The organism is Rhizobium altiplani, assembly GCF_001542405.1.
Classification (GTDB): Bacteria; Pseudomonadota; Alphaproteobacteria; order Rhizobiales; family Rhizobiaceae; genus Rhizobium; species Rhizobium altiplani.
In genome coordinates, this window is the sequence record NZ_LNCD01000036.1 from 71,043 (window position 1) to 97,541 (window position 26,499).

The following is a 26,499-nucleotide window of genomic DNA, read 5'->3' on the forward strand; positions in this document are numbered from 1 at the left end:
AGGATACCTTCTTGAGATCCAACCTTATCTAAATCTGCAAAGCGACTTTCTGACTGTCGTTTTGTTCTCCTCGCGAATATCTCTTTAGTGGGACATTTGCTTTGGAGTCAGCAGGTAAATTTCGCTGGCGTAGATAACTGCTGGCTCAGATGAGGCGAGGTAGGCCTCAGCCATCTGAGCACCACGCATGTGATCTATCCTCGAAAAGAGATAGGTTGTTCCATGTATTCTACATCTAAAGATTCTTCATCTGATAACATAACGGAACTAACGGCAAACATCGTTACCGCCTACGTAAGCAGACACGATGTTCCCGTGCAGGACTTGCCTTCACTTATCGCAAGCGTTCAAGCCGCATTAGGACAGGGGCATAAGGTTCCTGAAGCTGTACCGGAAACAAGGCCTTCGTTCGCCTCGCATCAGCGCCCAGCTGTGCCTATCGAACAATCGATAGAAAAAGATCACCTAATTTGCTTGGAAGACGGCCGGAGATTCCGCTCGTTGAAACGGCATTTGAAAACTCAGTACAATCTAAACCCTGACGAATATCGAATTAAGTGGGGTCTTCCGCCCGACTACCCGATGGTTGCCCCCTCTTACGCCGCTCGGCGCTCATCAATTGCCAAGGGCATCGGTTTGGGCGTCAACGTATCAAGGCGGTCAAACAACCAGGAAGATTAGGCTTCAAAGAGGTTAAAGCGGGAAATCTCGCTTTAACCTCATGAAAAGGGCATTGGCTCCGAACGCCTCATTTCATCTGTCGGGTGCACGTTGCAGCGGTTTGAACCGTAGCATCGCCACCATCGACGAACTCGATTTCCGTTCCAAACTGCGGCGGATTGAGAATCTGCGTAGTCATCACATACCTCCTATTTGCCGATTGAAGTTGCAGCGAAACGCCGCAAAAGCAAAATTATTCCTAAATTCATCTTAGTCAAGCATAAAAACAGTGATAAAATGTATTCAATAGCAATCTAGAAGAATAATATTCTCAGTTATTGCTTAGTAATACTTTGCAATGGAGTGATATTTATGGGTAATTCGCAAAACGCATTTTTGGTAATAAGCAATATGCTTCTCAATAGCGGCAAGCAGCGCGCTCTGTTTCTATTGGTATTATGCACTATAACGCTCACCGCAATTTGTTCAGCGTTGTTTCCAGTATTCTTCTCTCTAGGTATTGATGCCCTGGCCGAGGGAGGTGCGAGTGTCAATGTAGGTACTCGCTATATAGTCGCTTTCGGAATTGGCCTGACAATTGTCGGGGCTCTGGAGCAGGTCCAATGGCTAACATTCGGACCAATGAACCTGCGTCTTCAAAGACACCTAACGACGCATGTATTCGGGCATGCTCTTTCCCTGCCGTATCGTAAGCTGAAGGAATATACGACTTACGAGATTGGCCGAACCGTAGAGCGTGGCCTTGATGCGGTCCGCGAAATCACGTCAAATCTGACCTTCTTCCTGATACCCACATTTATTGAGCTGATCATTGCGGCTTCGGTTATAGCCTTCATGATCGACGTGTGGATCGCGTTGCTTTTATTTTCCGCGCTGGTCCTGTACGCGATCATCGCCAACGTATCGGCAGCCAAAATCAGAAGATCCACTGAAAGTGCGATGGAGACCGGGATCGACGCTTGGAATTTCGGTCTTGATGGCGTCGCTAATGCAGAACTTGTTCAGCAGGCCAACAGGGTCAATGAATTCGCTGAGCGTTTAAACCGCAAGCTCAAAGTCAACGATCAAGCGTGGGCTTTGACATTCCAACAGAGAGCTTTTTTTGGCGTTCTCCAGGCGCTTGTATTCGGCGCAGTCGTGACGGGTGTACTATGGCGTGGGGCCTCGGATGTTGCCGATGGGACGATGACCATCGGCAATTTAGTACTGCTGAACACTTACATTATCCGGCTGCTGCAGCCAGTCGAAACCTTTGCAAGGGTTTATCGGGAGGTGAACTCCTCCTTGGGAGAGGCCAGATTGCTTATGGAGCTTCTTTCGACGCCTGTACCTGAAATGCTGATACAGCCTATTGGCGGTGATCGATTGCCGATGACCCTGGAACTGTCCGATATAGCGATCTCGATGAATGAACGGGACTTATTGGCCGACCTTTCCCTTATGGTGCCGGCTAAGGGGAAGCTGTTCATCGTCGGCCCATCGGGTGTTGGAAAGTCATCTTTGTTGAAGGTGATCTCATGCCTGTCCACTGCTGATCGTGGCAAATACCTCATCGATGGCGCGTTGGTCACTGAAGGAAATGCGGGTGGTTTTAGGTCGAGTATCAGCGTCGTGCAGCAGGACTGCCTTTTATTTGATTGGTCGATATCTGAAAACATTGCATTTGGCGTAGAGGCGCCTCAGGAGGAAATAGAAAAGGTCATTCTAAGGCTTGGCCTGCATGACGTGGTGCAACGTCACCAAGAATTGGGAGAGCCAACCGTGGGCGAGCGCGGCAGCCGTTTGTCGGGCGGAGAAAAGCAGCGGGTATCGCTTGCGCGGGCACTTCTTGCCAAACCCCGGCTGCTTATTCTTGATGAGCCTACGGCAGCACTGGATGAAATAAATCGGAAGCGTGTTTTAGATGCAATCGCGGAATTGCAGCAGAGATGCACCACGGTTTTTGTCACTCATGATCTCTCCATAGTGGACGCTGAAAGCGAAGTTTTGTTCCTGGGACCAAATCATCGCTATTGGACGGGAACTCATGCGAATCTCCAAAGGGAGAGCGGGGAATACCAGGCATTTGTGGACGGTACAGTAATCGGGCAATTTTCTGACATGTCGCAGAAATCCTGAATTCCGCGACAAGATTGTCGGCCCTGGAAAATCAGGAAACATGTCAGTTTGGATTTCGTTACACATCACAACGAAAAGGCATCGGTCGGCTTCCGTGCGCCGATTTTGAAAGCAGACTTTGAGCCTGGCGGGCCCATGATCTGACGCCAGGTGGGCGTTCGGTCGCCCTCGGCCGAACGCACGCGTCGCCCCCTTCGGAAGTACGGAATCCATGGAAAGTCGAGACGTGACCATTTGAAATCTGCATGGCGACTGATTGAAAGGATAGGCACTCGATACTCAGAACAAAACAAGCTCGGCTTCGCCAGCGCGACGCTTGTCGGTGATGATCCGATTGGGTGGCATCAGGCTCACGAGCAGTCGCCTCGCGGCTTTGGATAATTTCCGCCTTGTACATGATGTCGCGCGAAAGATTTCATGTTTTGCGGCCGCCTCCGGCCTATCGCTACATCCAAAATCAACGATGGACGCCTTCATGAAGATCGAAACTTTGGCCCATCTATTTGTCATGAACTGAGCGGCAAGGGATCGGTGCCTTCGCTTAGAATTGCAAGATATCGTGGATAGCTGAACACGCGGCCTCGCTTACGTCCAGTTACCTCATTAACGATGCCTAAACGCTCCAGATCAGCAAGCGCTGCGTTGACGGTTGGGGCAGATAGACCTGTGATCTGGACAATTTGGTTCGCCGTGTGAAAAGGATTCTGCTGGAAAAGCTCGTGAATGCGAAGGGCCGACCCTGCTCTATCACTCTCCATAGTAATCCGCTCCCGATCCTCCTTGAAAAGATCGACTATCTGAGTAGCAGCCTCAAACGCTCGATTGGCAGTGTCGGCGACGCCGGCCAGGAAAAAGTCTAGCCAGGCTTCCCAGTTTCCATGTTCGCGAACCTCTTGCAGTAGCCGATAATACTCTCGCCGATGAGACTTTAGATAGAGGCTGAGGTATAGCAGCGGCTTTCTCAGAACGCCGTTCATGCAAAGATATAGGGTCACAAGCAGGCGGCCGATACGGCCATTGCCATCGAGAAATGGATGGATCGTTTCAAACTGGACATGCAGCAGGCCGGCTTTGATGAGTGCCGGTAGACGCGATTGCTCGTCATGGATGAAGCGCTCGAAAGCGTCCAGGCAACCGGCCATTTCAGTGACGGGTGGCGGCACGAAGAGTGCATTGCCGGGGCGCGTGCCACCAATCCAATTTTGCGAGCGGCGGAACTCCCCTGGATCCTTAGTGCCTCCTCGCCCACTGTGTAGGAGCCTGGCGTGCATCTCACGGATCAGACGCAACGACATGGGCAGCGTTTCCAGCCGCTCCAGACCATACATCATGGCATCAACATAGTTGGAGACTTCACGGATATCATCGACCGGCTGCCCCGCCTGAGCTTCGGTTTCAAACCGCAAGAGATCGGAAAGCGTCGACTGCGTGCCTTCAATCTGCGAGGAAAGAACAGCTTCCTTTCTCACATACATATAGAGAAACAGCTCCTGGCGCGGCAGCAGCATTGTGATACCATCCAAGCGCCCGAGCGCGCGCTCGGCCAAGCTGAGACGCTCCAGCAATGAAAGCACATCAATCGCCGGCTCGGGCGGCAACGGTGGGGGTACGAACGCCCGTACTGTTTCATTGGCAGCGATCGTCTCGACGAAACGACCCAACCGATGTTTGGATTGGGAATCAGACATAACCCAGTATCAGCCGCGCCCGTTATTTAAGCAAGGCGCACTTAATTTAATTAAGCAGCGGACTTAGATAAGAGCGCTTAATTAACGTCGGAGACATTGAACTCTGGAGCACTGATCTAGAGTAATCTGCGTAAGGGCACAAATGCGATGGCCAGGCAGCATTCAAAGTATCACATCCTTTCTTATAGCTTGCCTCCTATCCCGCTCGCCCTCGGCTCGGCGCTGGGCAAGCTGGCGCCGTTCTTCGACCGGACGCTGGTTTGAGGAGGAAGCGATGACGCGCCACCTTTTCCTGAACGCGTTTCTGACTATCGGCATAGTTTTGACGGCGCTCCCCGGCGTCGTCTGCGCCCAGCCTGTCAATGAACCGAAGGAAAGCCCAATGACATCTCGTGCCCAGCAACTGATGGGGGACACTGCCCCGAAACTGGCCGAACTGACTGATGACGTACTCTACAAGGACATCTGGGAGCGACCCAGTCTGTCCAAGCGGGACCGGAGCCTGGTGACCATTTCGGCCCTGATCGCGCTGAACTGTCCCGATCAGCTCAAATCACATATTCGCCTCGGCCTGCAGAACGGCCTCAGCAAGGACGAGATCGTCGAGACGATCACGCAAATGGCATTCTACTCCGGTTGGCCGAGCGCCGTCTCTTCTGTTGCGATCGCCAAGGAGGTCTTCGCCGAATGACCGAGAAGAAAATGACAATGGCCTCTGCAGTGGCGGCTGCGGCGTTCGCGTAGACATCGTCGGCGTTGGCACCATCACGCATGCCGGTTACAGCCTGCGATCGTCGGAGCTCCTGATAGGTTCACCGGGTCCGTGCGGGTCGAAGACAACTTCAAGGCAAGGCGATGACCTGCAACAGCGGCCATACGCTTTGGGTGAGTTGCGCATCGTCATCGGTAGTTCGACCCAGTCGCCGACGCACAGGTAAAGTAATCGGGCAATTTTCTGACATGTCGCGGAAATCCTGCAGACCGTCCGAAAACTCGGACTGAAAGAATGCCTCCTCTTTTCGGCGGTGTTAGTCCTTGCGTGGAAGGGGCTGCAGGAAGACACGCTCATAGCTACTGAACGGTGGATTATTTCCGAAACGCGCGTTTGCTTCAATGCCATCCGGATCCTCGGCGACGTTATTACGATAACGAAGGTAGGTAGTCTCATCTGGGAAGGTGAATAGTGCGACGGCTATCTCGCTGCCCCCCTCCATACCTACACCTGGGAAACTCGTTCCAACCCCAACTGGCTTTTCGCGAGGAATGAAGTAGCCGTGGTGCGTTCCGCCGTGGCGTTCGATGAGCTCGATCCAGATTTGGGCATAAGCATTGAATTCCGTAATTCGGCTTTGATCGATGCGGTAGCGGACTTCACACGTGACGGGGCTATTTAGCATTCAGGATTCACCTCTTTTATGTCGGAAACCTACTGACTGTCCTCAAGACCGTCGACTGGGATTCCTGAGTTTAATGGCCTGTGGTAGCCTTTGCCATGGCGCATCTTTCAGGAACAGACCGCTCTCAATTGCTGCCTTTGCCGGAAGCGGTTGATGACTATGTCGGGCCGGACAACTCGGTTCGCTTCATTGAGGCTTTCGTTGACGGCCTCGATCTTAAAGGGCTGCGACGCCCTCTATGCAAGTTGTAACGTCGCCACCGACCCAAATCCGATCTTCGACCAGCTCCACATGAACACGTCCTTCCCGTCCAAGGGCGGTACCTTGGCTGGCAATGTATGATGAAGAAGCGATGCCGTTACCAATCAACCATTGAGCGATGCCTGCATTTAAGCTGCCGGTTACCGGGTCTTCAAAACCGGCCGCGGAAAAGGCACGCACCTCGAAATCCGCTTCCCGCCCATCCTTAGCTGGATCCCAGGGGGCAACGACACCGACCCGTAATCCAGACAGGATGGTGAAATCCGGACGAAGTGCGAGGACGTCAACCCTGGATCGCAGTTTGACAGCGAGCCAGCCAGGGCCATTGTCCACCCAGTTGGCATCGACGATGTCATCGGATGTCAACCGCAAGCCTTTGAGGACTAGCGTCAGTGTGTCGAGTTCCACCGGGCCTGATCGCCGCAGTTCGGGGGCTTCGAAAGAAAGTCGTCCATTGTTGCGCCGAATGTGGACTAGTCCCGCCTCGCACTCCTGGACAATCTCGTCGCTCTTTGGCCTTCCACCGGACGACAGCCATGTGTGGCAACTCCCCAAAGTGGGGTGGCCCGCGAAGGGCAATTCAGCAACAGGTGTAAAGATGCGAACGCGGTAATCGGCTTCTGCCGACCTCGGCTGCAAAAGGAAAGTCGTTTCGCTAAGGTTCGTCCAGCGCGCGAAAGCAGCCATCTCAGATGCGGTCAAGGAATCTGCTCCAATGACAACCGCCAGCGGATTGCCCAGCAAAGCTTTGGAGGAAAAGACATCAACCTGCTGGAATGAAAATTTAGTGATTCCGTGTCTCATTATGATGTCCTGGTGCCTTAATGTGTGCAGCATATTGGGCAGATTGGTTTAACGCCCGGTTTGGGGCAGCACTGGTCGCTATTTATAGCGCAATCAGGTCGTGCCACCCAATCGCTGGTGACGTCTGTTTTGGGCAGCGGCAAAGTTGGTCTCAACCGCCGACATTAGGGCGCAAAGCCGCTTGATCGCGCTGCTAATACCGGAGCCATTTCCCCCACGTCCATCATTTCAGCTGTAAGGTGGGAGACATCGCCCGAAGGAAGTTCAGGACCCATGCCAACAGAGAAGGAGGACTGTTCGCCTGTTGCGCTGGAACCGCGCGTCGTAAGCGCCGACCTGGTTTTCTCCACCGGTCGTGCCTCAACGACAATTGTCCCAGACCCCGGAAGTGCTGTGGCCGAGATGGCCACGGCATCACGCGTCCGCTTTCGACGCAGGCGCTGGGACTAGGATGCCCCGCTCGACGGCAAGTTCTATGAGTCTGGTGCTGAGGCTTCCCAAGGTCTCGGAGGCCACGCCGATCGGCCGCATGCGTCGATGCACGTCGGTTGTCGTGACACCGGCGGCGGGCCAGGTGCCGCCGTCCGTGAAGAAGTTGTGTAACAAGGGCTGCAAGCGATCGATGGCGTTTGCGAACCGTGATTCCGCAGAAACCTTCGCCTCGAATTCGTCCCACAGCGCCCGGAACTCTTCCGCCTGGTCCTGGGGCAGCAATGCGAATATCCGCTGGGCAGCCGTCAGCTCCCTTTCGGCCTGACTGGCGGCACCGACGCTATCGTAGGCAAAGGTGTCCCCGGCATCGATCTCCACGACATCATGGATGAGCAGCATCCTGAGGACACGCAGAATGTCGACAGGTTCGTCGGAATGCTCAGCCAGCACCATCGCCATCACCGCCAATTGCCATGTGTGCTCGGCGTCGTTCTCGACGCGCGAGCGATCCAGCAGAGGGGTTCTGCGCAAGACTGTCTTCAGCTTTTCGACTTCCAGAATGAAGGCCAGTTGCTCGGCAAGGCGCTGATTGCCCAGGAAGCATCCGATAGAATCCGCAGTCATTTGAATGGTCAAATCAATACTCCCTGGCGTTCGACACCCGCTGCCCACCGTGCTTCGGATGTTCTGTATCGGCCCGTAGACAGTTTGTCGTGGATCCAATTACCCTTGAGCGCATGCGAAGGAAAGATGCCCGAGACTCTCGGGTGAAGCGCCTTCCGAGCGGAACGACGCAAAATGAGCCTTGATCGCATGGGCCGTTTTCACCCTTGTTTCCTGGACGGCAGCCGTCCCGGATCCCGTTCCCTGAACGAAAGAACGACAGGTCGCGCAGTCCAACGGTCGCCAGGATGGTGGTCAGATAGGGCGTCAGGAAATCGCGCTGCCGCGCCTGCTCGCCGGAAAGTCGGCCGCCGGAGGCAATGGCGACGAATACCGGACGATCCTCGAGCATGCCGACCTTTCCGCCTTCCGCCGACGCTCGCGGCAGCGGACGTTCAAACCTTGAACCGCGCGAAGAGCGTGATGTCCTGAATGCCGGCCGCCTCCTCGAGCTCGTCGGGCGGGTCATCGACCGCGATCGTCCAACCGACATCCGCTGCTTCCGGCGCGCCGAACTTGAGATCGACGGATTCGCCGGATTTCGTGCGCAGGCTGCCCACGACGTCGAGCAACGCTGGGTCGAACTGCTTGAGCATGTACGGCAGGAGGTCAGTGTTCAGGGCGACAGCGAGGCCCTGCCCCGCCTTGTAGCGGGCCCAGGCGTCCGGCAGTTCGTGGCGAACGCTGACCAGTTGATACGCGCCCGCTTCGTCGCCATGGGTGACGAGCGCGTTCAGCGCTTGCTTCAACTGGCCCTCGACCTGGCCGCGGAACGCGGCGGACCCCGGTTTGGCGACATAGCGCATGGTCACGGCAACGTCGGTGATCGACCAGGTCTCGAAGGTTGGCACGACGTGCGGCATCGTCAGCATCCATTCGGAGTCGCAACCCGGCCCCTCGAACGGCAGGTAATTCGGGTCCTGCATCGAAAGCTCGAACAGGCCGGAATCCGAACGGCCCGAGCTGAGCGCGATGGAGGCGCCCGTCACCGGTTCCTCCGGCGCGGCGGCTGCAAGATCGGGCGTCCTGCGGCGCCGGCTGCCTGTCAGCGCAAGCGTGCCGGTGACCGGGGCATATGGCCCCGCGACGCACGGAATTGAAACCTCGATCGTCTTGATGCGGCGATCATAGTAGCCGGGATGGTCGATGTCGAACAGCAGTTCCGGGATGCGGAAGCTCGCCTTGCCGTCGCACCGCAGGGCGTAGAGCGCAAAGGGATCGATCTGGCGCAGCGAGAAGGTCCGCGTAAACTCGGCCAGCCGTGGCGCCGCATTGTAGGCGCGATCCATGGCGTTGAGCCGCCCCATCAGTTCGTGGCCGGCGACCAGTTCCTCCCGGGCGTCGGCCGGAGGGGCCATCCGCGTGAACGGCGTTTGCGGTTCGTCTCGCTCTGCCCGGTAGCTGGCCTCGGTCATCTGCGCCGTTTCGAGCGCCAGCGTGAACGCCTGCTTGTACAGCGTCCCCAGCCGTTTCGCCGCCCACTCGTAGAGCTCGGTCGAGGAGAACTTGTCCTTGAGGTAGGTTTCGATGTTCGCAGCGTGCTCGGCCTCCGCCTCCTGCGCCTTGAGAGCCTTCTGGGCAAGGTCAACCTGGATGTCGCGTACCACGACCCGCCGGCGCGCCTGCAGCACCCCCAGGGCCGCCTCGTTCAACTCCTGCGTCCAGGTCCGCTCGCGCAGAACCAGCTCGGCCTGCTTGCGATGCACTCCGGCGAGGAACGTGTACATCTCCGCTGCGGCCTTCTTGTTACGGGCCTTGGCAGAGGCGGCGGCAGCAAAGAACGCGCCGCCGATCGACACCCCGACGCCCGCGCCGAGCGGCTTGGCCGCCGCCTCGAAATTCGGAATGATGCCGAGCACCGCGGCAAGGGTGTCGAGCAGCGATGCATCGAATGTCGCCTTCACCGCCTCGAACCCCGACTCGAGTTCCATCTGCTCTTCCTGCAGCACCTTGCCGGCCGAAAGCTGCCGGATGCCCGAGACGCTTTCGTCGGCTGCGGCGAGGAACAGCCCCGGTGCACCGGCGCCCAGGAAGGCCCCGACCTTGGCGAGGTCGGGGATCACCGAAAGGGACTCGAACTTGATCTTGTCGGCGTCAACGAGAGTCAGCGAGCGCGCGGGCCGCACCTGGAATGGCACGAAGAACAACGCTTGCTCCGGTCGCTCGCCCAGGAGGTCGGCAAAGTGGTACCAGCGCTCGCGCAGCGAGTCCTCCTCATGCTGTGCCACGTCGCGCTCCGCCTCGGCCTCCTCGACCTGACGCTTGCGCATCTCCGTCATCAGGTCGCTCATTACCTTTTCGTGGGTAGCGCGCTTGCGGGCAAGATCCTCGACATCGCGCCGCTCGCGTGTCGAAAGCAGCAACTCGCCCAGCCTGATCACCGCGGCGGTGAGCTCCGCCGCCCGTTGCCGCATCACCGCGTAGCGCTGGCGCGGAAGCGGCTGCGTGATGGCGGAATAGACCGACGAAATGTCGACCCCGGCCGCTACCGCTTCGGCAAACAGCGCCGGATCGACCTGGGGGGAATAGAGCGGCAGCTGTATCTGCACGCCCTCGATGTTCATGCCGTTGCGAACCTTGTACAGCCGGTCGGCGACGAGATCCCAGAGGGCGAGCAGCTTGTCGTTACGCGGAATGCCGAAATAGCCGATGGCGCCGCGCTGCAGGACACCGGTTGAAGCAGCGTCGCCCCCGCCTGCCGAGCTCCCGACCGCGCTGCTGAGCTTGCTCTCGAGCGCGAACATGACGTTGCCCATGGCATTGAGGTTGGGCCTGAGCTCGGCATAGCTCATCGCCGGTAGCGTCGCACGTTGCGGTATCGTCTCGGGCTTCTTGCCCATCTCACGCGCGGCGATCAGGTAGAACGGGAACGCCTGGTTCACGCTTTCCGGGGTGAAGGCCGACAGCAGCTTGTCGCCGGCCGCGACATGCAGCTTCACATCGAGCGCAACCACCCACTTGCGGTAGGCAAGCGGCCTGAGCCGGGCGATGCGGTGCGCCTGGAAGGGATGCAGCCGCATGGCATCGATCTGAGCCAGCACGTTCTGCTTGCGCGCATCGCCATCGGGCAGCGACAGGTACGAGAGCATCGTCTCGAGGCGCGTGGCATCGATGTTGCGCAGACCCTCGAAGCGCCAGCAGCCCTCGGGGTCGGTTGCGAAGGGCGTGTAGACCGACTGGTGCAGCAGTTCGATGGCGGCCTCGTGCTGGCCGTTCTCTGCGAGCTTGGTCACGAGCGTCACGGGAGCATGGAAGAAGAGTTCCCAGTTGTAGTTGCCGTAGGGCGTAGACTGCGCGAAATCCATGCCTTCGGATGCGGGGGCCGTTACCCGTTCCTTGTTGGGGCTCGCCGCCTTGCTGAAGGTGCGGTTGGCAGGCACGGTGCCTTTCTGCACCCCCGGCGTGAGCAGCGCCGGCAGGCCGTCGCGCCGCACCACTTCGACGAACTCGTCGGCGAAGGGGTGGTGGAACGGAGTGACCGACAGGTTCAGCGCCGGCACGTCGACCGCCCGGAAGGTCGGTCCGAGGTAGCCGATCTTGTCGATGCTCACCGTGTCCGCCCAGATCGGGGCATCGGGCTTAGCTGCGGTCTCCGCGAAGTAGAGCGGCGTGAAGTCGCTGACCATCGCGGCAACCCAGGGATTCTTAACCGGCTTGCTGGAGGAGGCCACCAGCGGCGCAACCACGGCGAGATCCCAAGGCCTGGTCTGGATTCCCAGGTCCGGCTTGAACTCGGGTTCGGTGACCTGCTCGTAGATGGTGCCGGAGCCCAGGCTCGGCTGCGCCAGATACGAGCGTCCGTCGAGATCGACGAACATCGGCGCGTTGAACTGCGCCTGGTAGAACTGGTTGAGCGTCGTGAACCGCATGTCTTCGCTGGTCGAGAAGAGCTTCTCGCCGTCGGGCTTCTTCGCCGTGGCGACGACCTTGATGTCGCCGCGGGCGCGGAAGCCCATGAACGACGCGCTGGCCTTCGAGCTGCCGAGCATGCGGAAGTGGTCGCCGCCCATCCCGCCGCCATCGCTACCGACCACCGTCATTTCACCGGTGCGCGCAAGCGTGAACCAGGCCCGCCCCATGGGACCGGTGGCGCCCGACCGCGTGGCGAGAATGAGATCGAGCGTTTCGCCCTTGGGGTTCGCCTTGAGGACGAACTGCGAGGGGTCGGGATTGCGAGGCGTGTGCGGAACGGCAGCACCCCAGTAGTCGACGATCCCATCGTCGTCCCATTCGAGAGGGACCTCGTCCGCCTTGTACCACCAGGTCTCGAACAGCACCGAGGACTGCTGGGGTGGGGCCCAGCCACTAGGTTGCCGGGTCGTCCAGTTGAGCTTGACGTCCCAGTACTTGTTTGACCGCGTGGGCGTCACCTTGAGGTCGACCTGTTGCGGCGGGGGCTGATCGACCTTCCGGCGGAAAGTGGGCCAGAACAGATAGACCTGTCCCCTCCATGCCACCGGCAGGACATGTACACCTGCCTCCTGTGGTGCCCCCGAGTTGCCATCGCGGGCCTCCTGGCGGTCCGGATCGATGCCCTCGATCTCGACTTCTATCGGCTCCCAGTTGGTCCACTCCTCGTGATGCTGATAGCGGTTAAGCCGCCGGTAGAAATACTTGCGGACGGCCCCGCCGCGCGTGCGCCCCACCACGTGCAGGACCGACTTGAAGTAGAGCGCCTCGCGGCCTTCGAAGGTCTCCTGCAGGTAGGTCCCCATGACCTCGAGGGCCGAGACCATGCTGAATTCGCTGAGCAGGGTGCGGTACGCCATCTCGGCGTTGACGGGAGTGACGTCACCCTGCCCCACCGTCGACTCGAAGATCTTGAACGCCGGCGACTTGTTGTCCCGCCATGACGGCTCGAGCAGGTCCTCGGGGTTGGTTAGAGTCTTGCAGCGCGCCGCCCAGACCGGCTGGCGCGAGATCGTCTTCCATTCCTCGACGTCGATCTGCTCCGGCTCGACGCCGCTGGCGCGCTCGAAACCCATGAGGCAGCGAACCACGTAGATCTGCACCGCAAACATCGCCTGCCGGATGCGTGCGGTCAGCACGAATGGGTTGATACCCGGGTCGATAAAGAGCAGGTCGAACAGTTCCTCGGCGCTGCCCAACCCCTCGCGCTGGAGCAGGAAGGCGACGAGCGCGTCGCGGCTCTGCTGGCGGATCGGATCGGAAAGCTGGCGCGAAAGGTCGAGCCAGCTCGAACGCGCGTGACGCGACGACACGCCCGAGGTGAGGCTCTTGAGCGCCTGCGGCGTGACCGGATCGGTAGTCAGGGCGACGAGGTCGGCGACCGGCATCGGCACCCGCTGCATCACCCTGAGGCGCTGGCAGAGCGCGTCGAGGGCGGCCACCGGCGCCTTGCGCGCCTGGGCATCGTCAAGGGCGGTCACCCCCGCGCCCGGCACCGCTGCGACCAGCTCCGCGCTGCGATCGAGCCAGCTCGCAACCGCAGCGAACGTCGCCTCCACCCAGCCCCCGTTGGCGAGCGCGCGAACGGCCGCCGCGAACGCCGCAGGCCGCCGGGTTTCGGTGGCGAGTCTGACCAGCGCCGGCAACGCTTCGAGCGCTGCCGCAATCGCTGCGGTCTCAGCGGCTCCGCCGGGAATGGTGGCAATGGCCGAAACTGGCAGCACGGCGGCATCGCCGACCGCGAGCAGGAAGCCCGCGGCGTCGAGATCGGCCGCCAGCACCACGACTGCAATCCGGTCAAGGCCGCGCAGCAGCGTGACGACGGGCCCGACATCGGCGCCCTCGGCTCGGCGTGCGGCAAGCAGCGCAATGGCAGGTGCGTCGTCGACGCGCAGCAATGCAGGCCGCGGCGCGCCGTCGACCGTTGCATCCACAAGAAGCCGGCTAATGACTTGCGCCGAAAGATCGAAGGCGCCGCTGACATAGGTCAGCACCGCGCTGCGCCGCCGGGCCTCGCCTGCGGCTTTGCGGGCGGCGATCTCCTCGTCCGAGAATGGACTGCCCGCGGTCGCGCGATCCGCTTCCTCCCGGCGGTCGGCATCGTCGAGCTTGTGCAGCGGATCGAGCAGTTCATCGAGCCCGGAACGGAGGGCCGTAATGGCTTCGTCACTCCGTCCAGCCTTTGACGGGCGGTTGGCGAGAAGGTCGAGGATATCGGAGGTCCCCCCGATCGTCCGCAACCGCTTCACCCGGGCCACGAGAGAAAGCACCACGTCCGGAGTGAGTGCCGCGGTATCGGTGAGTTTGACCCCACCGGTCGCCGTCACCAGCTTCGCGAGCTCGACGGGTTCGATGCCGAGCGCCTTTGCGAGGACCGCTGTGCGATGGATCGCGGACGCGCTGCCAATAGTGAGCTTTGCGACCCCCAGCGCGGTCGCGAGACCTGCGAGCTTGTCCACCGACATCGACAGCACCGCCCCAAGGCCGGCGTATCCGTCGGCGACCGGTCGATCCACGGTGAGCGGGGCTTCCTCCGGTCCGCGGCGGAACTCCGGATGAATACGGGCGAGACCCAGGGGCGGAAACAGCGTGTCGTAGAGCGATGCCGAGCCGTGGGTCGAGATGTCGGCCACCAGACTCGCCGCCACTGGCCACGGCACATCGAGCATCGCCTTGAGCTGGCCCAGCCTGGCGAGGCGATCCAGAAGGTCCGCCGTGAATGTCGGGCGCGCGCTGCCGCCCACCGCGCTCAACAGCACGTCGAGGTCCGAAAAGCTGACCTGCATCCGCTTGGCGAGCCGGACGAAACGGTGGAGCGCGAGCCATTCGGTCTCCTCGGCCAACAGGCTGGCGTCGAGGTGCCGCAACCACATCTCGTCGGGACTGCACCCGATTGGCGGCTGCAGCACGATGGTCGTCGACAGGCGATCGGCCCGCGCATCGAGCCAGGACTGGACCTCGGCCAGCGTCAGGCCGCCCAGCGCCAGGGCCTTCGCCTCCTCGCTGTCTGGCGCCAGCACGAAGCCGGGCGCCCGGATCGCCTTGAGCTGGTCGACGTCAAGGAAGATGCGCGACATCAGTTCGGACGCATTGCCGGTTGGCACCTCGCCGCCGACGAAGCGTGTTCGCACCAGTTCGACCAATTGCACGAAGCTGATCTCGAATGCCTTGAGCAGGGCACGGACGTTCGCGACCCGATCCATCCAGCTGGCACCGCCACCGAAGAGGTCAGCGGTGGCGACAGGCGCGTCGATGCCGGCAAAGGTCTTTCCGGTCAGGATCTCGTAGTCGCGGCGGAAGAGGCCGAGGAACTCTGCCGTCCACGCCGCCTGCTTTGCCACTGCGTCTGCGGTCGCAAACAGGTCGATGACCTCGGCCCGGCTCGTCCCGGCGTGCTTGAGCTGGATGCGGGCAGTCACGAGCAGGCGATCATAGGGCAGCGACATGGGAAAGACCGCCCCACCCAGCACCGCATAGGCGTCGGCCGAGACGTTCTCCGGCGCAGCCGAAAGTTCTGCACCTGTCACTCCGGGGGAGGACTCGTAGGGCTTGAGCGGCACGTCGCCGCCGCTTGCCACCAGGGTCTCGAGGATCTCGTTGATGAGATCGATGGTCGGAATGGTGGTGTTCGTGTTCTCGCAAGTCAGCTTGATGTGGGCGAGATCCGGCCGGCGGCCGACGATGCCGGGAGGTCCGCCAAGGGTGAGCGACTTGATCGGGTGGCCGATGAGCACGTCGAGGGGCGTGACGCCTGCGGCATTGGGAAGGCAGCGCTTGTCGAGGAACTCGAACAGGTCGACGAGATAGGCTGCCGGTCCCGTCACCGAGCGGCAGTCGTCGCAGTCACACATCTCAGCGCCGCCGAACATCTGGTTCCAGTCGACGACGGGCGTGACCACCGCGCCGGCTCCGCCTCCGCCCTCCCCTTCCTCCTCCACTGGTGGATCGCCTTCGGCCTCCATCGGGGAGAGCATGTCGAACGCGCCTGCGGGCACGACGTCGTTCTCGTCCTGGTAGCCGCCCACGACCAGATTGGCGACCGTATCGGCAATCGCCCGCGACCGGTCGTGCACGTAGGAGAGCAGCACCGCGTCCCCTTCGGTGACGCCTGGAATCTGGCCGACGAAGGCGCTCTTGCTGTACCGGGCGATGTCGAGTGCGCCGCGGAACGGCAGGCCGTTGCTCGACCGCGCCAGGGTCAGCTTGCCAAGGATGCCGGGATCGGCACTCACCTTGAACAGCCGCGCGATGCGCCGCACGCCCTCGATGGCCGCTTCCTTCTCGACGCCATCGTTCATCCCCTCGAACAGGACCTCATCATTGCTTGCGACGAGTTCGTCGAAATCGTCCGAAACGAGATCGAACTTGGTCTTGCGGACGGCGGCATCTAACAGGGCAACCGTGCTGGCAGGGACGGCGGCGCGATCCTGCTCCGACCAGTTTTCCGCAAGCCGCGCAACAACGGCGGTCGGGTGTGCCGACTCCATCAGCCCGGCGATCTCACTGACATAGATCGCTTCCGCATTGTCCCCTCCGCCAGGCACGCCTCCAACCTCCGCAACAAGTGCGGCGATGCGCTCCCGTCCCACGTTGAGCGCCAGCTCGCGTACCGACCTTGCGGTCGGGGCCTCCGCCTTGAGCGCCGCCACGAGCGCCTTGTTGTTCGCGGTCAGCGTTCCAAGCTGCAGGGTGTACTTGAGGTCATCGATATCGAAGTCCGGATTGCTCGCGCTGAGCTCAGACCAGAACTGGGCGCCCGTCGCAGCGTTGCGGGCGTTGGCGATCAGCGTCACGCGCTTGTCGGGATCCTCGATGACGGCCGCAATCACCTCGTCGATCGATCCCGACGCCCCGGCGTTCACGTCACGGATCGCGGCCTTGACCGCGGCGCCATGCAGCCTGGCTGCAAGTTCTGCCGGATCATCAAGGCCGGGAATGGTCAGGGCTTCGATGGCCGCCTGCAGCGTCGTTGCCAGTTCCGCCACCGAGTGCGTCGCGAAGGCCCGCGCATCGCGCGCCCCGAGGTGCCGTGCAAGGCCATAGAACGCCGCCGCCGGGACGTTGTCGAAGCGGTCCCCCACCAGACGGTGAGCAAGCACGAGATCGCCAACCCGCTCGACGCTTTCGCCGATCTCGCGTGCCGCAAAGGTGACGTCGCGGCTCTTGGCCTCGTCGAATTCGACGAGCGGAACCCGCTCCGTGAGCGGAGCCAGCGCCGCGATCAGCCGGTCGAACTCCGATTGCCCGCCGGCGCGCAGTCCCGACGCACGGATCCGCACCAGTTCGTCCAGGCGCGCGACGATGCCGAGGCTCTTCTCGTCCTCGGGAACGGGAACCGGGCTGCTGATGAAATCACCCGCGCTCACCGGCAGCCTTACGATCTCGTGGTCTTCGATCGGTTCTTCGCCGCGGTACAGCACAAAGATGAGGTCGGCACTCCTTCCTGCAGGCGTCTCGGAGTCTTCGGCCGCGAAGGCTTCGACGCTGTAGCGCAGCTCGAAGGCTCCCTCAGGATCGGTTTCCACCGTGCCGAGGTGATCGCGGAATGTGCCAATGTCGCGATCGAAAATCTCGAGCCTGATACCCTCGAGGGGACGACCATCCCGGTCGACGACGGTGCCGCGAACCCGGAAGCCGTCCTGCTCGCCATCCGGCCTCATCACCGGCCGCTCGACCTCTAGATCGACGTGGAGGTCTTCCGCATGGTCGTGGCGATCGCTGCGCGCCAGTTCATGGCCATCGCGAGCATGGGCAGAGACGACGGGGTCGACGAAATCCTTCGCCATGACAATGCCGTCCCAGCCGCCGGTGTACCAGGTCGGATCGTAGAAGGCCTGATAGGCGCCGTCGGCATTGGTGACCGCTTCTGCGCACCAGATGCCGCCGAGGTTGTCGCCATCGGTGACCCGAACGGTCAGCCCCGCGATCGGCCGGCCCTCGTTGTCGACGACCCGCCCCGCGACCCGATAGAAGATGCGCTGCTCGAACAGCAGCAGATTGACCGCCTGGGCGGTCGCCGCATCGACCTCCCCCCGGTTAGGGGCGGCAATGTTGAGCTCCTCCTGCAGGCGCCTGACCATTGCCCTGGTGCCGGGCCCGTAGCTCGGCCCCTCTGCCTCGTCGTTGGGAATCTCGGAGTACCCGAGCTTGCGGAGCAGGACGTGCAGGCGACTGACGGCGAGGCCGATCGAACCGATGAGCAACGTAGCCAGTGCAAAAAGCGGTACGGACATTTCCAGTGGCTCCAACGAATACGAACTTGAAAGATTTGGGCGCTACTTCATGGGGATGATGACCAGTCCTTCCGACTTGCCGCCCATGGCCCGCATGACCTTGAGGTTGCGGGTGAGCAGTTTTGCGAATGCTTTGTTGGTGGCGATGTCGCTCGGCGAAGGAACCTCGTAGAAGGTGATCTTGCCCTCCTGGCTCACCATCTGCATGTCGGGCAACTTCCGGCTGGGAACCGCAGGGTCGACGGTGCGCGTCTGGGTATGCATGAACACCTCCTTGGCATCCTCGATCCGGGAGATGTCGGATACGGTCTTCTCCTGCATCGTCTGGGCGTGAGGAACGCTGGAGTTCTGGGGATTGCCGTAGACGGGCGCGCTGGGTTCATGCGGCGCCTTGTATCCGGGTCCCGTCTTGGGCGGCGCCGTGGAGGTATAGACCTTGGGGGCGCCTCTGGGTTTGGGCAGCATGCCACCGGGTCCGCCCGCACCCATGAACATGAACACCGGTGCCTTGAGTGCCCATTTCGCGTAGGGCTTCAGCGCCGCCCACGCCTTGCGCATCCCGGACTCGACGAGCCCGCTGGCGAAGGTGAAGAAGAGATTCACGGCAAGGTACAGCGCCTGGCCCGCAGCGCTCGCCCCCGATTTCGGGCCACGGCCCTCGGGGATGCCGCCCGAGACGGACTCCGCCGCTTCGTCCTGGCCGAGCAGCGGCGCCGAGATCAGGCCGGCAAACTGCGTGGTGTAGTCCATCTCGGTCAGCGGCACGGCATTGGGATCCTGTGGCCCCTTGCCGGTGCCGCCGACACCGCTTGTGCCTGGCCCGCCGAGCTCGACATAACCCGATCCTCCGGTGGCCTTGCCTTCGCCGCCTTTGGTCGTGCCCGGTTGCGATACATCGGCCGTGCCGGCGGGATCGCCGGGTCGGTCGACTGGGTCGGTGCCCTTGGCCTCCGCCCCGCCGCTATCAGCGGTGCCGCCCTTGACCCCCTGGTGCGCCGGCGTGCTGGCGCCGCCACCCTTGCCGCTGCCCGCCCCTTTCGCACCGCCCTTCGGTCCGCCCTTGAGTTGATAGCTCTGGAAAGCGCCGCCGTGGGTGGCAGCAAATCCTCGCGCCCGCGCCTGCTGCAGGGCGGCATTGTATTTTTGCTGTCGCGGATCGACCGACTCGGTCCCGCCGGGATCGATGAGAATGACCGGCCGGCACCTGGCGTAGATGTAGATATTGGGCCCGTCGCCAAGGCCTATCGGATCGCAGCTCGTCCAACGTGCCAGCCACGGCGCATAGTAGCGGGCGCCGCTGTAGTAGAGCCCGCTTTCCTCGTCGCGCTCCTTACCGGTAAAGCGATACCGCTTGGGCGCATCGCCAGGTCCGCGCACCGCCTGGTAGGAGGTGCTGCCATAGGGCGTGTATTCTTCGTAGGAAATGATCCGCGCGGTTTCATCGAGCTCGAGGCTCGCCGATCCCAGGTGGTTGTGGAACTGGTAGCGAACGAGGCGCTTGGGCGATCCGTCGTCGATTGCGTTGCGCGTCTCGATGGATGCGACCCGACCCTGGCCGTCCTCGATATGCAGCGTTTCGCGCTCGAGCCCGGCGCGCACGCCGGCATGCTGAACGAACAGCTCTGCCCCGCCCACATATATGCGCTCGTCCTTGAGGCTGCCGTCCGGCCGTTCGGTGACCTTGCGCACCCGCTCGCCGAACGCGTCGTAGACGTAGTACGTGCGCTCCCCGGCTCTGAGTTCGCCCGCTTCGTCGTCATCGTCGACCTTCCGCCGGGCCGTCATCGCCAGTTGGTCGATATAGTCCCATGACATGGTCCCGAGCTGCGGCATCGAGAGCATGTTGCCGTGGCCGTCGTAGGCAATCGGCTCGGCCACACCCCCAACTGCACTGGCGGTCAGCCGGTTCGAGGGGGTCCAACTTCCTCCCTCCTTGAGCCTACTCGCCTCCCGGTACGAGTAGGTCCGCGTCCAGCCGGGGTGGACGGGATTGCTGCCCGTATGTTGCATGCTGAGCAGGTTTCCCGCATCGTCGTAGGTGTAGCGCTCGGTATAGGCGCCCATCGCGGTGCCGTCAGTGGTCGCAAAGCTTCCGGCGCCGACGGCGACGCGCCCCGAATCCTCGTAGCGGTGAGGCGTGGGCGGATTGGCGAGGCCCGCGGTCTGCCCCAGATGCTCGCGGCCGGTCGCCGACACGATCCGGTACAGCGCATCGTATTCGTAGCGCGCGCTCGGCTCAACGCGGCGGTTGCCGAAAAAGATCGTCTGCTGCGCCCGGTCGATCACCTGGGCGATGTTGCCGACGGGATCATAGGCAAAGCTCAGGTCCTGCAGGTCCTTGCCTGGCCATCCGGCCGGCGGGTTGGCGGGTGCATCGCCCGGGAACGCGACGGCGTCTCGCCGCGTCGTCAGCCGTTGGAGGCTAAACGTCAGCGGGTCGTAGCGATAGCTGGTGACGACGCCCGTCGCGCCCGCCCCGGCCCCGCAGCCATACGCGACGCTGACCCTCCGCCCCTTGGCGTCGTAGTCGACCGCGCTGACCGGAACGAGGGTGGCCGTCGCGGCCGGCAGCAGGTCGTCGGGGACCGCCGCCCGGTCGAGCCAGACGCGGATCGTATCGACGAGGCTCGCTTCGTTGTAGGAGGGCTGGACGATGCTGATCGAGGCGCCCACAACGTCACGGTGCGGCAGGATCAGCTGGATCGGCCGGTCGACGGCGTCGAACCGGTTGCGGGTCCGCCACCTCAAAGGCTCAAGCCGCCCCGCAAGGGCCGCCTCGATCGCGGCCGGCGCATCGGGCAGGCCCGACCAGTCCACGATGCCCCGATACTGCGTGCCGCTCGTCAGGCTGCGGCCGGCGGCAAGCTGGTTACCCTTGAAGTCGTGCTGCTCGGCGATGGCCGCACCCGCCTGGTCGAGGCGCAGCCATGTGCGGCCACGCAGGTTACGTGCCTTCGCCTCAGGATGCCCCTCGCCATAGACCACGCGCTCGACGAGGACTTCCTGCTGTGGCGCGCCGGCGACTGTTCCTGCAACATGGCTCCGGATCGGCCGGCGCAGCGCATCATAGGCCATGCGAAACACGTGGCCACGATCGTCCCACGCGCGAACAGGCATGCCGCTGACGTCGGGCAGCGTGAAGCGGCGCCCAGCGTCCATGCTCTCTTCGCACAGCCGGTCGCCGAGCAGGTCGTGGAGGGCCGTCTGGATGACCCGGCCGAGCGGCAGGACGACCTCGTTGCCGGCGGCATCCTTGAACCGCGTCAGCGCGTCCCGCACGGTGATGACGTTACCTTCGATGTCGAGCTCGACCCGGCCCGGCAGCAGGTGGTGCGGACCGTTCGGCGCAGCCGGATCGGGTCCTTTGTCGGCGACGGCGAGAAACCCTCGTCCAAGCACATCGCTGTGAGTGCGCAAAGGCGTTCCCGCCAGCGCTGCCGACCGCACCGCCGCTTCCGTCTGCCGCACCCTTTCGTCGGCATCCGGATACCGTGCCGCGAACGCCGCCGCATGCTCGGGTGCCGTGCGCAGGCCATGCCAGGTCGGCAAGCAGGCATTTGCCGGCAGGTGGGCGACATATCCGGCAAGATCGGCGTCCCCGGCGGGGCCCGTGGCCCCTCCCAGCGTCAGGGTGTCGATGGCGTCGAAGTCGTACCTGCTCCAGGCGTCGAATACGGTCTTGGTCCAGCTGTGGTCGGGGTTGATCACGCCCACCACTCGCTGCAGCGGGTCGTAGAGAGCAATCGCGCTGACCCCGACTGGCACGCCGGGCTCGAAGCGGTGCGTGTCGGTGAACCAGGACTCGTAGCTGCGGACCGCCGAGCCCTTGTTGTTGAAGATCGTCCAACCCCTGCTCACCCAGCGTGGGCCCACGGTCTCGTCGCCCATGACGGGCAATCCGTCGGGACCGATCTGGATGTGACCATCGGCATCGCGGCGCGGCACAACGCCCGGCTCGGCTTGCATCTTGTGGCCCACCTCGCGCCCAAAACCGTCCGAGTAGGAAAAGGTGAGCCGCAGCCGCGACGGTGCGCCACCCTCAAGGTCGGAGACGTGGGTCTCGCGCGCCAGCGCCACCGTTGCTGGCGGCACCTGCGTGAAGTCGTGCACCAGCCGCGTCGTTGCCGATCCGAGCAACACAGCGGCCAGTGGAGCGGGATCGTCCGAGGCGAAGAGATCGGCGACATCCTCGGGATCGGGATCGTCGACGAAGTCCTCGAAGCTGTCGCCCTCGGGGTCGATGGCATCCGCCTTGCCCATCACCGCGGTGCCGACGACAAATCCGAGTGCGTCGAACCGTGCGGCGCTGCGGTTGCCGTTGGGGTCGCTCAGCAGCGTCGGCTGCAGGACGCGGTAGTCGCACGCTGCCTCGATGACATTGCCGACCGCGTCCTCGGACCGAACCGACATCAGGTCGAACTCGTCATAACTGACCTGCGACGTCGCCCCGAATGGATCCACTGACCGGCAGGGGAGGAAAAAATGCGATCGCGCGAAGGCCAGTTCCGCCGCCGGCGACGCTTCCCCGAGAGGCGACAGGAAGTTCCTTCCCGAAGGCCGCCAGAAGCAACCGTCCGCATCGGTCGCCGGAAACCTGCCGTCTGCCTTGAGCGTCGTGCTCAGCACGTAGCCGCCGCGGTCGCTCCCCGTTCCGACGAGGATTGCAGCCGGATCGGGCAGCAGGTTCTCGTCGGGCTGGCCGTCACCCTTTCGAACGAGCGCGGCGGCGAGCAGCTTGGGCGTCATGGCAAGCTGGTAGCTTTCGGCGACGAGCCCCTGCCTCCCCATAGTGCCGAGCGCGCTGAATCCGCTCAGATCATTGCTCCTGAACAGCGTCCGAACATGCTCGATCAGCCTGCGTTGTCGGCCCACCGACGGTCGTTCCAGATAGTCGAGCGGGGTGCTGGCGACGGGCAGGCGACTGAAGCGCGGCGCACCTGGCGCTGCATTGGGTTCCACGAAATCGGCCGTGCGGAAGCGGCCACCGCGTCCGGTCCCGGTAAAGCCCGTGAGTTCGTAGCTGAGAGACTCGTATGCCACCGGACCGCGGTAGGTATCCGCATCCTCGACCGGCACGGTCAGGCGATCCTCGCCATAGGAAACCAGCGTCGTCGTCTGCCTCGCCCAATCCCATGCTTCGAGCCCCTGGCGTCCCGGGTTCGGTATGCGCTGGAACTGCCCACCCGGCCCTGCTGCCCGTATTTCGGCGCGCCGGCCGTAGGCGACGCTGCACGATTTGAGCACGTTTCCGTAGTCGTCGACCTCCAACGTGAGTTCCTGGCTCATCCGGGGATCGAACGCGTTGCGCTCGTAATGGAGGTTCAGAGACTCCTCGGCATGCACCATGAAGACTGCGTAGCGATTGGCGCCACGCGGCTGCACGCATCGGACGGCAAACGTGGTGGTGGTCACCTCGTACGGCACGCCTTCGCGCTGGGATCCGTCGTCGGCATAAACCTCCCGCCGCAGCATCATGCCTTTGAGCGCACGCGCCGCCTCCGCGCGCTCGGCGAGGTCCAGGCCCTCGGGCGACTCCGGTTCCGGCGGCAGCAGGTCTGCGGTTTCCTCAGGACCTAGCCCCGGCTCCGCATACCACGCCCCCTTGTCGACGGCGGACAGCAGGCTCGTGAACAGTTCTGGTGCGCCCTTTGTCTCGAGCCACGCTCCGGTGTGGAACCAGGTCTTGGTGTGAACCGGTGGAACATGCGATGCCGCTTCCTCGTTGGCGGCGTGAAGCGCCCCGTTTGCAGTAAGCGTGGCGAATTGCTCGGTGTCCCACTGCTCCACCATTCCAAAACCGCGAAACTCGCGCTCGGCGCCATCGAAGAAGCCGTCCCGGTAAGCGTATGTGGAAACGAACAGGCTATCGCTCACCTTATCGCGCGTCTCGACCCGATCGACGACATTCACCGGGAAGGGAAGGCTGGTGATCCAGGGCCGTCCGGCTGCCAGATCCTTGAGATAGAAGCGCGATGAGGAGGCGTACTGGATCGTCGTCTCGGCGCCGAGGTTGTTGGTGATGCGCGTGAGCAGGTGCGGTTTGGTTCCGCCCATGAGGTCGACGTAGCGCAGCGGCCCACTGGCCTCGCCGAGGAGCGGCGACGACCAGACGAGGCACACCGTGCCGTTGCCGAACAGGTCGATCGGCGCGACCGACACGGCGTCGTCGACCCGCAGGCCCGGGACATCTGTGCCCTCCTTGCTCCAGCCGTTGCCCGAGAGGTTGAAGTAGAGGCGTGGGCCTTCGAGGTCCAAGTGGATGATATCGCTGGTCCCGGATCCGTCGATATCGGCGAGCACGATCCGGCGAGGATCAAACGAGCCCTCGCGGCTAAGGTCCGGGGCGCGGTCCATCGTTACCTTGGGTCCAAAGCGGCCGTAGCCGAGATTGGGCCAGTAGCAGACCTCGCGCGCCGTGACCTTCACCAAGTCGGCCAGCCCATCGCCGGTCATGTCGGCGAGATGGATCGCCGCGTCGTTGCTGGCCCCCAGGAGCCGCGGTCCGTTTTCTTCGTCGAGCGGCAGGCCGACCGACCGGCCCTCACCGAACCCGGCTTCGCCTCCGCCCAGGGCCGGATGCCATGTCAGCCGGTCGTCGCCGGCTAGCATCAGGTCGAAGCGCCCGTCGCCGTCGAGGTCGATGAAGCGCAACTCTGGGTCAGACAGGTCGCGATTGAGGCGGTCGGCGAATGGCCGGTACGGCCCCCAGCCGTCCTTTTCGCGTTCATATATTCCGGGCGCCGGCCCCTCCATGACCAGCAAATCGAGCTGGCCGTCGCCGGAAAGATCGACGAGCACCCCCTCGCTCAGCCCTGCGCCTGGCCGATCCGCGACCTGCTCGACTGGACCCAATCGCCCTTCGCCGTCGTACAACGGGCTCAGGTTGCGTTTGTAGTACCACTGGCCGGCCTGTTCGGTGAGGATGCCGGCGACGCCGTCGCCGTCGAGGTCGACCCATTGATAGACGCCGCCGTCGATGCCCGCCGGCAGGTTCTCGAGGCTTTCGGGATCGATCGTTCCGACCGTGTCGCTGACCTTTGCTGCGCTGTATCCGAACTCGAGCCTGGGGAGGTTCCGTTTCAGGTAGCCGCCGCCCTTGCGCAGATGGCCGGACTGCGTGATCGCACGAAGGTAACTGTAGCCCGGCCCATCGGCCGCGTCGCCGCCTGAATGCTCGAGGGTCATTGACCGAACCAGTGTGTTGCGGCCCACGCCCGGCTTGTCGAAGTGATGAAACATCAGCACGCGACGACAGAGCCGGCTCGTCCGCACTTCAAAGCCCGGCCGTCGGGTGGAGAAGGGATCGGGGCGCAGCGCCCACAGCCTGGTTTCAGTTGGCACCGGCGCCTCGTCGTCGTGGTCGCCATAGTCGAAAACAACCTCGAACAGCCACTCACCGGCGGCGATGCTCGCCGCGATGGCCTCGGTGTCCAGTCGGCGCGGACGTTGGCCCTGGGCGTCGAGCAGCGGCTTGCGGTTGCCATAGTGGATGCGCTTCAGGTAGCGGTTTGCGGTGCGCGACTTTGCCGAGCGGTTTGCCTCTGATGCGGCACCTTTGTCGGCGCCCGCACTGTCTTCGGCCTTGTAGCGATAGAGAATGGCGTTGCCGCGATCGTCGCGGGTCTCGTCCACCAGCCAAGCGAAGATGCGCCCGGTTCGCTCGGGATCGGCGATCCTGCTCTCGTCCGTCTGCCCGTAGAGCGTAAGCACGTTGTCGGCGGTGATCGATCGCCAGTGCACATCGCGAGGACTATCGCTCCTCGTCCACCGCTCGATCCGCGCGATCTGCGCGCCGACCCGCGGTCGATAGCGTCGCACTACAAAGCCGTCGACCACATCCTCATGGACGATGGGGTGGCCGTCCTCGAGCGCCAGCTCGCCGCCGGGTGTTCTGCGAAACTCGGGAACCAGATCCTCGACGTCCGACAGGGTGAAGGTGTCGCTGTCGGTTGCGTCCTCGTAGCGCGGCAGCCCCTTGTCCGTCTTGCGCCTGATGGCGGGAAGATTGAGCTCCCAGCCGAAACCGTACGGGGAATTGCCGGCGCCCGTATCGTACGCCAAGGCCAGCGAAGGTCCGAAACCCGAGCGGCCAGGGCTCAGGGCCAGCGGCACGCTCAGGGTGCCCGTGCCCGTCACCGGGTTAGTCGCGAACTTCTCACCGATGCCGCGGATGGCGCCGCCGCCCTTGGGCAAAGCGACGGACGGTGGAACGACCACGAACGGCTTTTCGGAGGCGGCCGTCGCAGCGAACGTACCCGTAGCCGTGTCTCGTTCGGCCATTCCAGCCTCCCCCACCCACCAGGGTGCGACCAG

General features: G+C 62.6%; 11 protein-coding genes. 3 read left to right on the forward strand and 8 right to left on the reverse strand.

All coding sequences use genetic code 11. The features are described 5' to 3' along the window. Window positions 1-222: 222 nt before the first annotated feature. Window positions 223-681, forward strand: coding sequence for a Ros/MucR family transcriptional regulator (locus AS026_RS39485; RefSeq protein WP_082728472.1), 459 nt, complete (start codon window positions 223-225; stop codon window positions 679-681). A 67-nt stretch (window positions 682-748) separates the two neighbouring features. Here AS026_RS39485 and AS026_RS42640 read toward each other — a convergent pair whose 3' ends face one another. Continuing rightward, window positions 749-859, reverse strand: a complete 111-nt coding sequence (locus AS026_RS42640; RefSeq protein WP_205634455.1) for a phazolicin family TOMM bacteriocin — start codon at window positions 857-859, stop codon at window positions 749-751. A 173-nt stretch (window positions 860-1,032) separates the two neighbouring features. Between AS026_RS42640 and AS026_RS07765 the strand changes: the two genes are divergently transcribed. Next, window positions 1,033-2,799, forward strand: a complete 1,767-nt coding sequence (locus AS026_RS07765; RefSeq protein WP_082728473.1) for an ABC transporter ATP-binding protein — start codon at window positions 1,033-1,035, stop codon at window positions 2,797-2,799. A gap of 506 nt (window positions 2,800-3,305) precedes the next feature. On the opposite strand, the gene AS026_RS07775 is transcribed toward AS026_RS07765, so the two are convergent. Beyond that, window positions 3,306-4,487, reverse strand: a complete 1,182-nt coding sequence (locus AS026_RS07775) for a Fic family protein (RefSeq protein WP_062369280.1) — start codon at window positions 4,485-4,487, stop codon at window positions 3,306-3,308. A gap of 274 nt (window positions 4,488-4,761) precedes the next feature. Between AS026_RS07775 and AS026_RS07780 the strand changes: the two genes are divergently transcribed. Next, complete coding sequence (locus AS026_RS07780; protein ID WP_062369281.1) at window positions 4,762-5,178, forward strand: carboxymuconolactone decarboxylase family protein; 417 nt, start codon at window positions 4,762-4,764, stop codon at window positions 5,176-5,178. Window positions 5,179-5,515: 337 nt separating this feature from the next. On the opposite strand, the gene AS026_RS07785 is transcribed toward AS026_RS07780, so the two are convergent. From AS026_RS07785 to AS026_RS07810, 6 genes are all read right to left on the reverse strand, one after another. Next, window positions 5,516-5,884, reverse strand: coding sequence for an NIPSNAP family protein (locus AS026_RS07785; RefSeq protein ID WP_062369282.1), 369 nt, complete (start codon window positions 5,882-5,884; stop codon window positions 5,516-5,518). 216 nt (window positions 5,885-6,100) lie between these two features. Continuing rightward, window positions 6,101-6,949: a PhzF family phenazine biosynthesis protein gene (locus AS026_RS07790; protein WP_205634456.1), complete on the reverse strand. Its 849-nt coding sequence runs from the start codon at window positions 6,947-6,949 to the stop codon at window positions 6,101-6,103. 414 nt (window positions 6,950-7,363) lie between these two features. Next, the gene (locus AS026_RS07795; protein ID WP_062369303.1) at window positions 7,364-8,005 is read right to left on the reverse strand and encodes an HD domain-containing protein; all 642 of its coding nucleotides are present in this window, start codon (window positions 8,003-8,005) and stop codon (window positions 7,364-7,366) included. A gap of 13 nt (window positions 8,006-8,018) precedes the next feature. Continuing rightward, window positions 8,019-8,396, reverse strand: a complete 378-nt coding sequence (locus AS026_RS07800; protein WP_062369283.1) for a hypothetical protein — start codon at window positions 8,394-8,396, stop codon at window positions 8,019-8,021. 43 nt (window positions 8,397-8,439) lie between these two features. Then, entirely contained in the window at window positions 8,440-18,186 is a 9,747-nt protein-coding gene (locus tag AS026_RS07805; protein WP_062369284.1) for a Tc toxin subunit A-related protein, read from the reverse strand. Between the two features lie 42 nt (window positions 18,187-18,228). Next, entirely contained in the window at window positions 18,229-26,466 is an 8,238-nt protein-coding gene (locus AS026_RS07810; RefSeq protein ID WP_062369285.1) for a SpvB/TcaC N-terminal domain-containing protein, read from the reverse strand. Window positions 26,467-26,499: the final 33 nt, after the last annotated feature.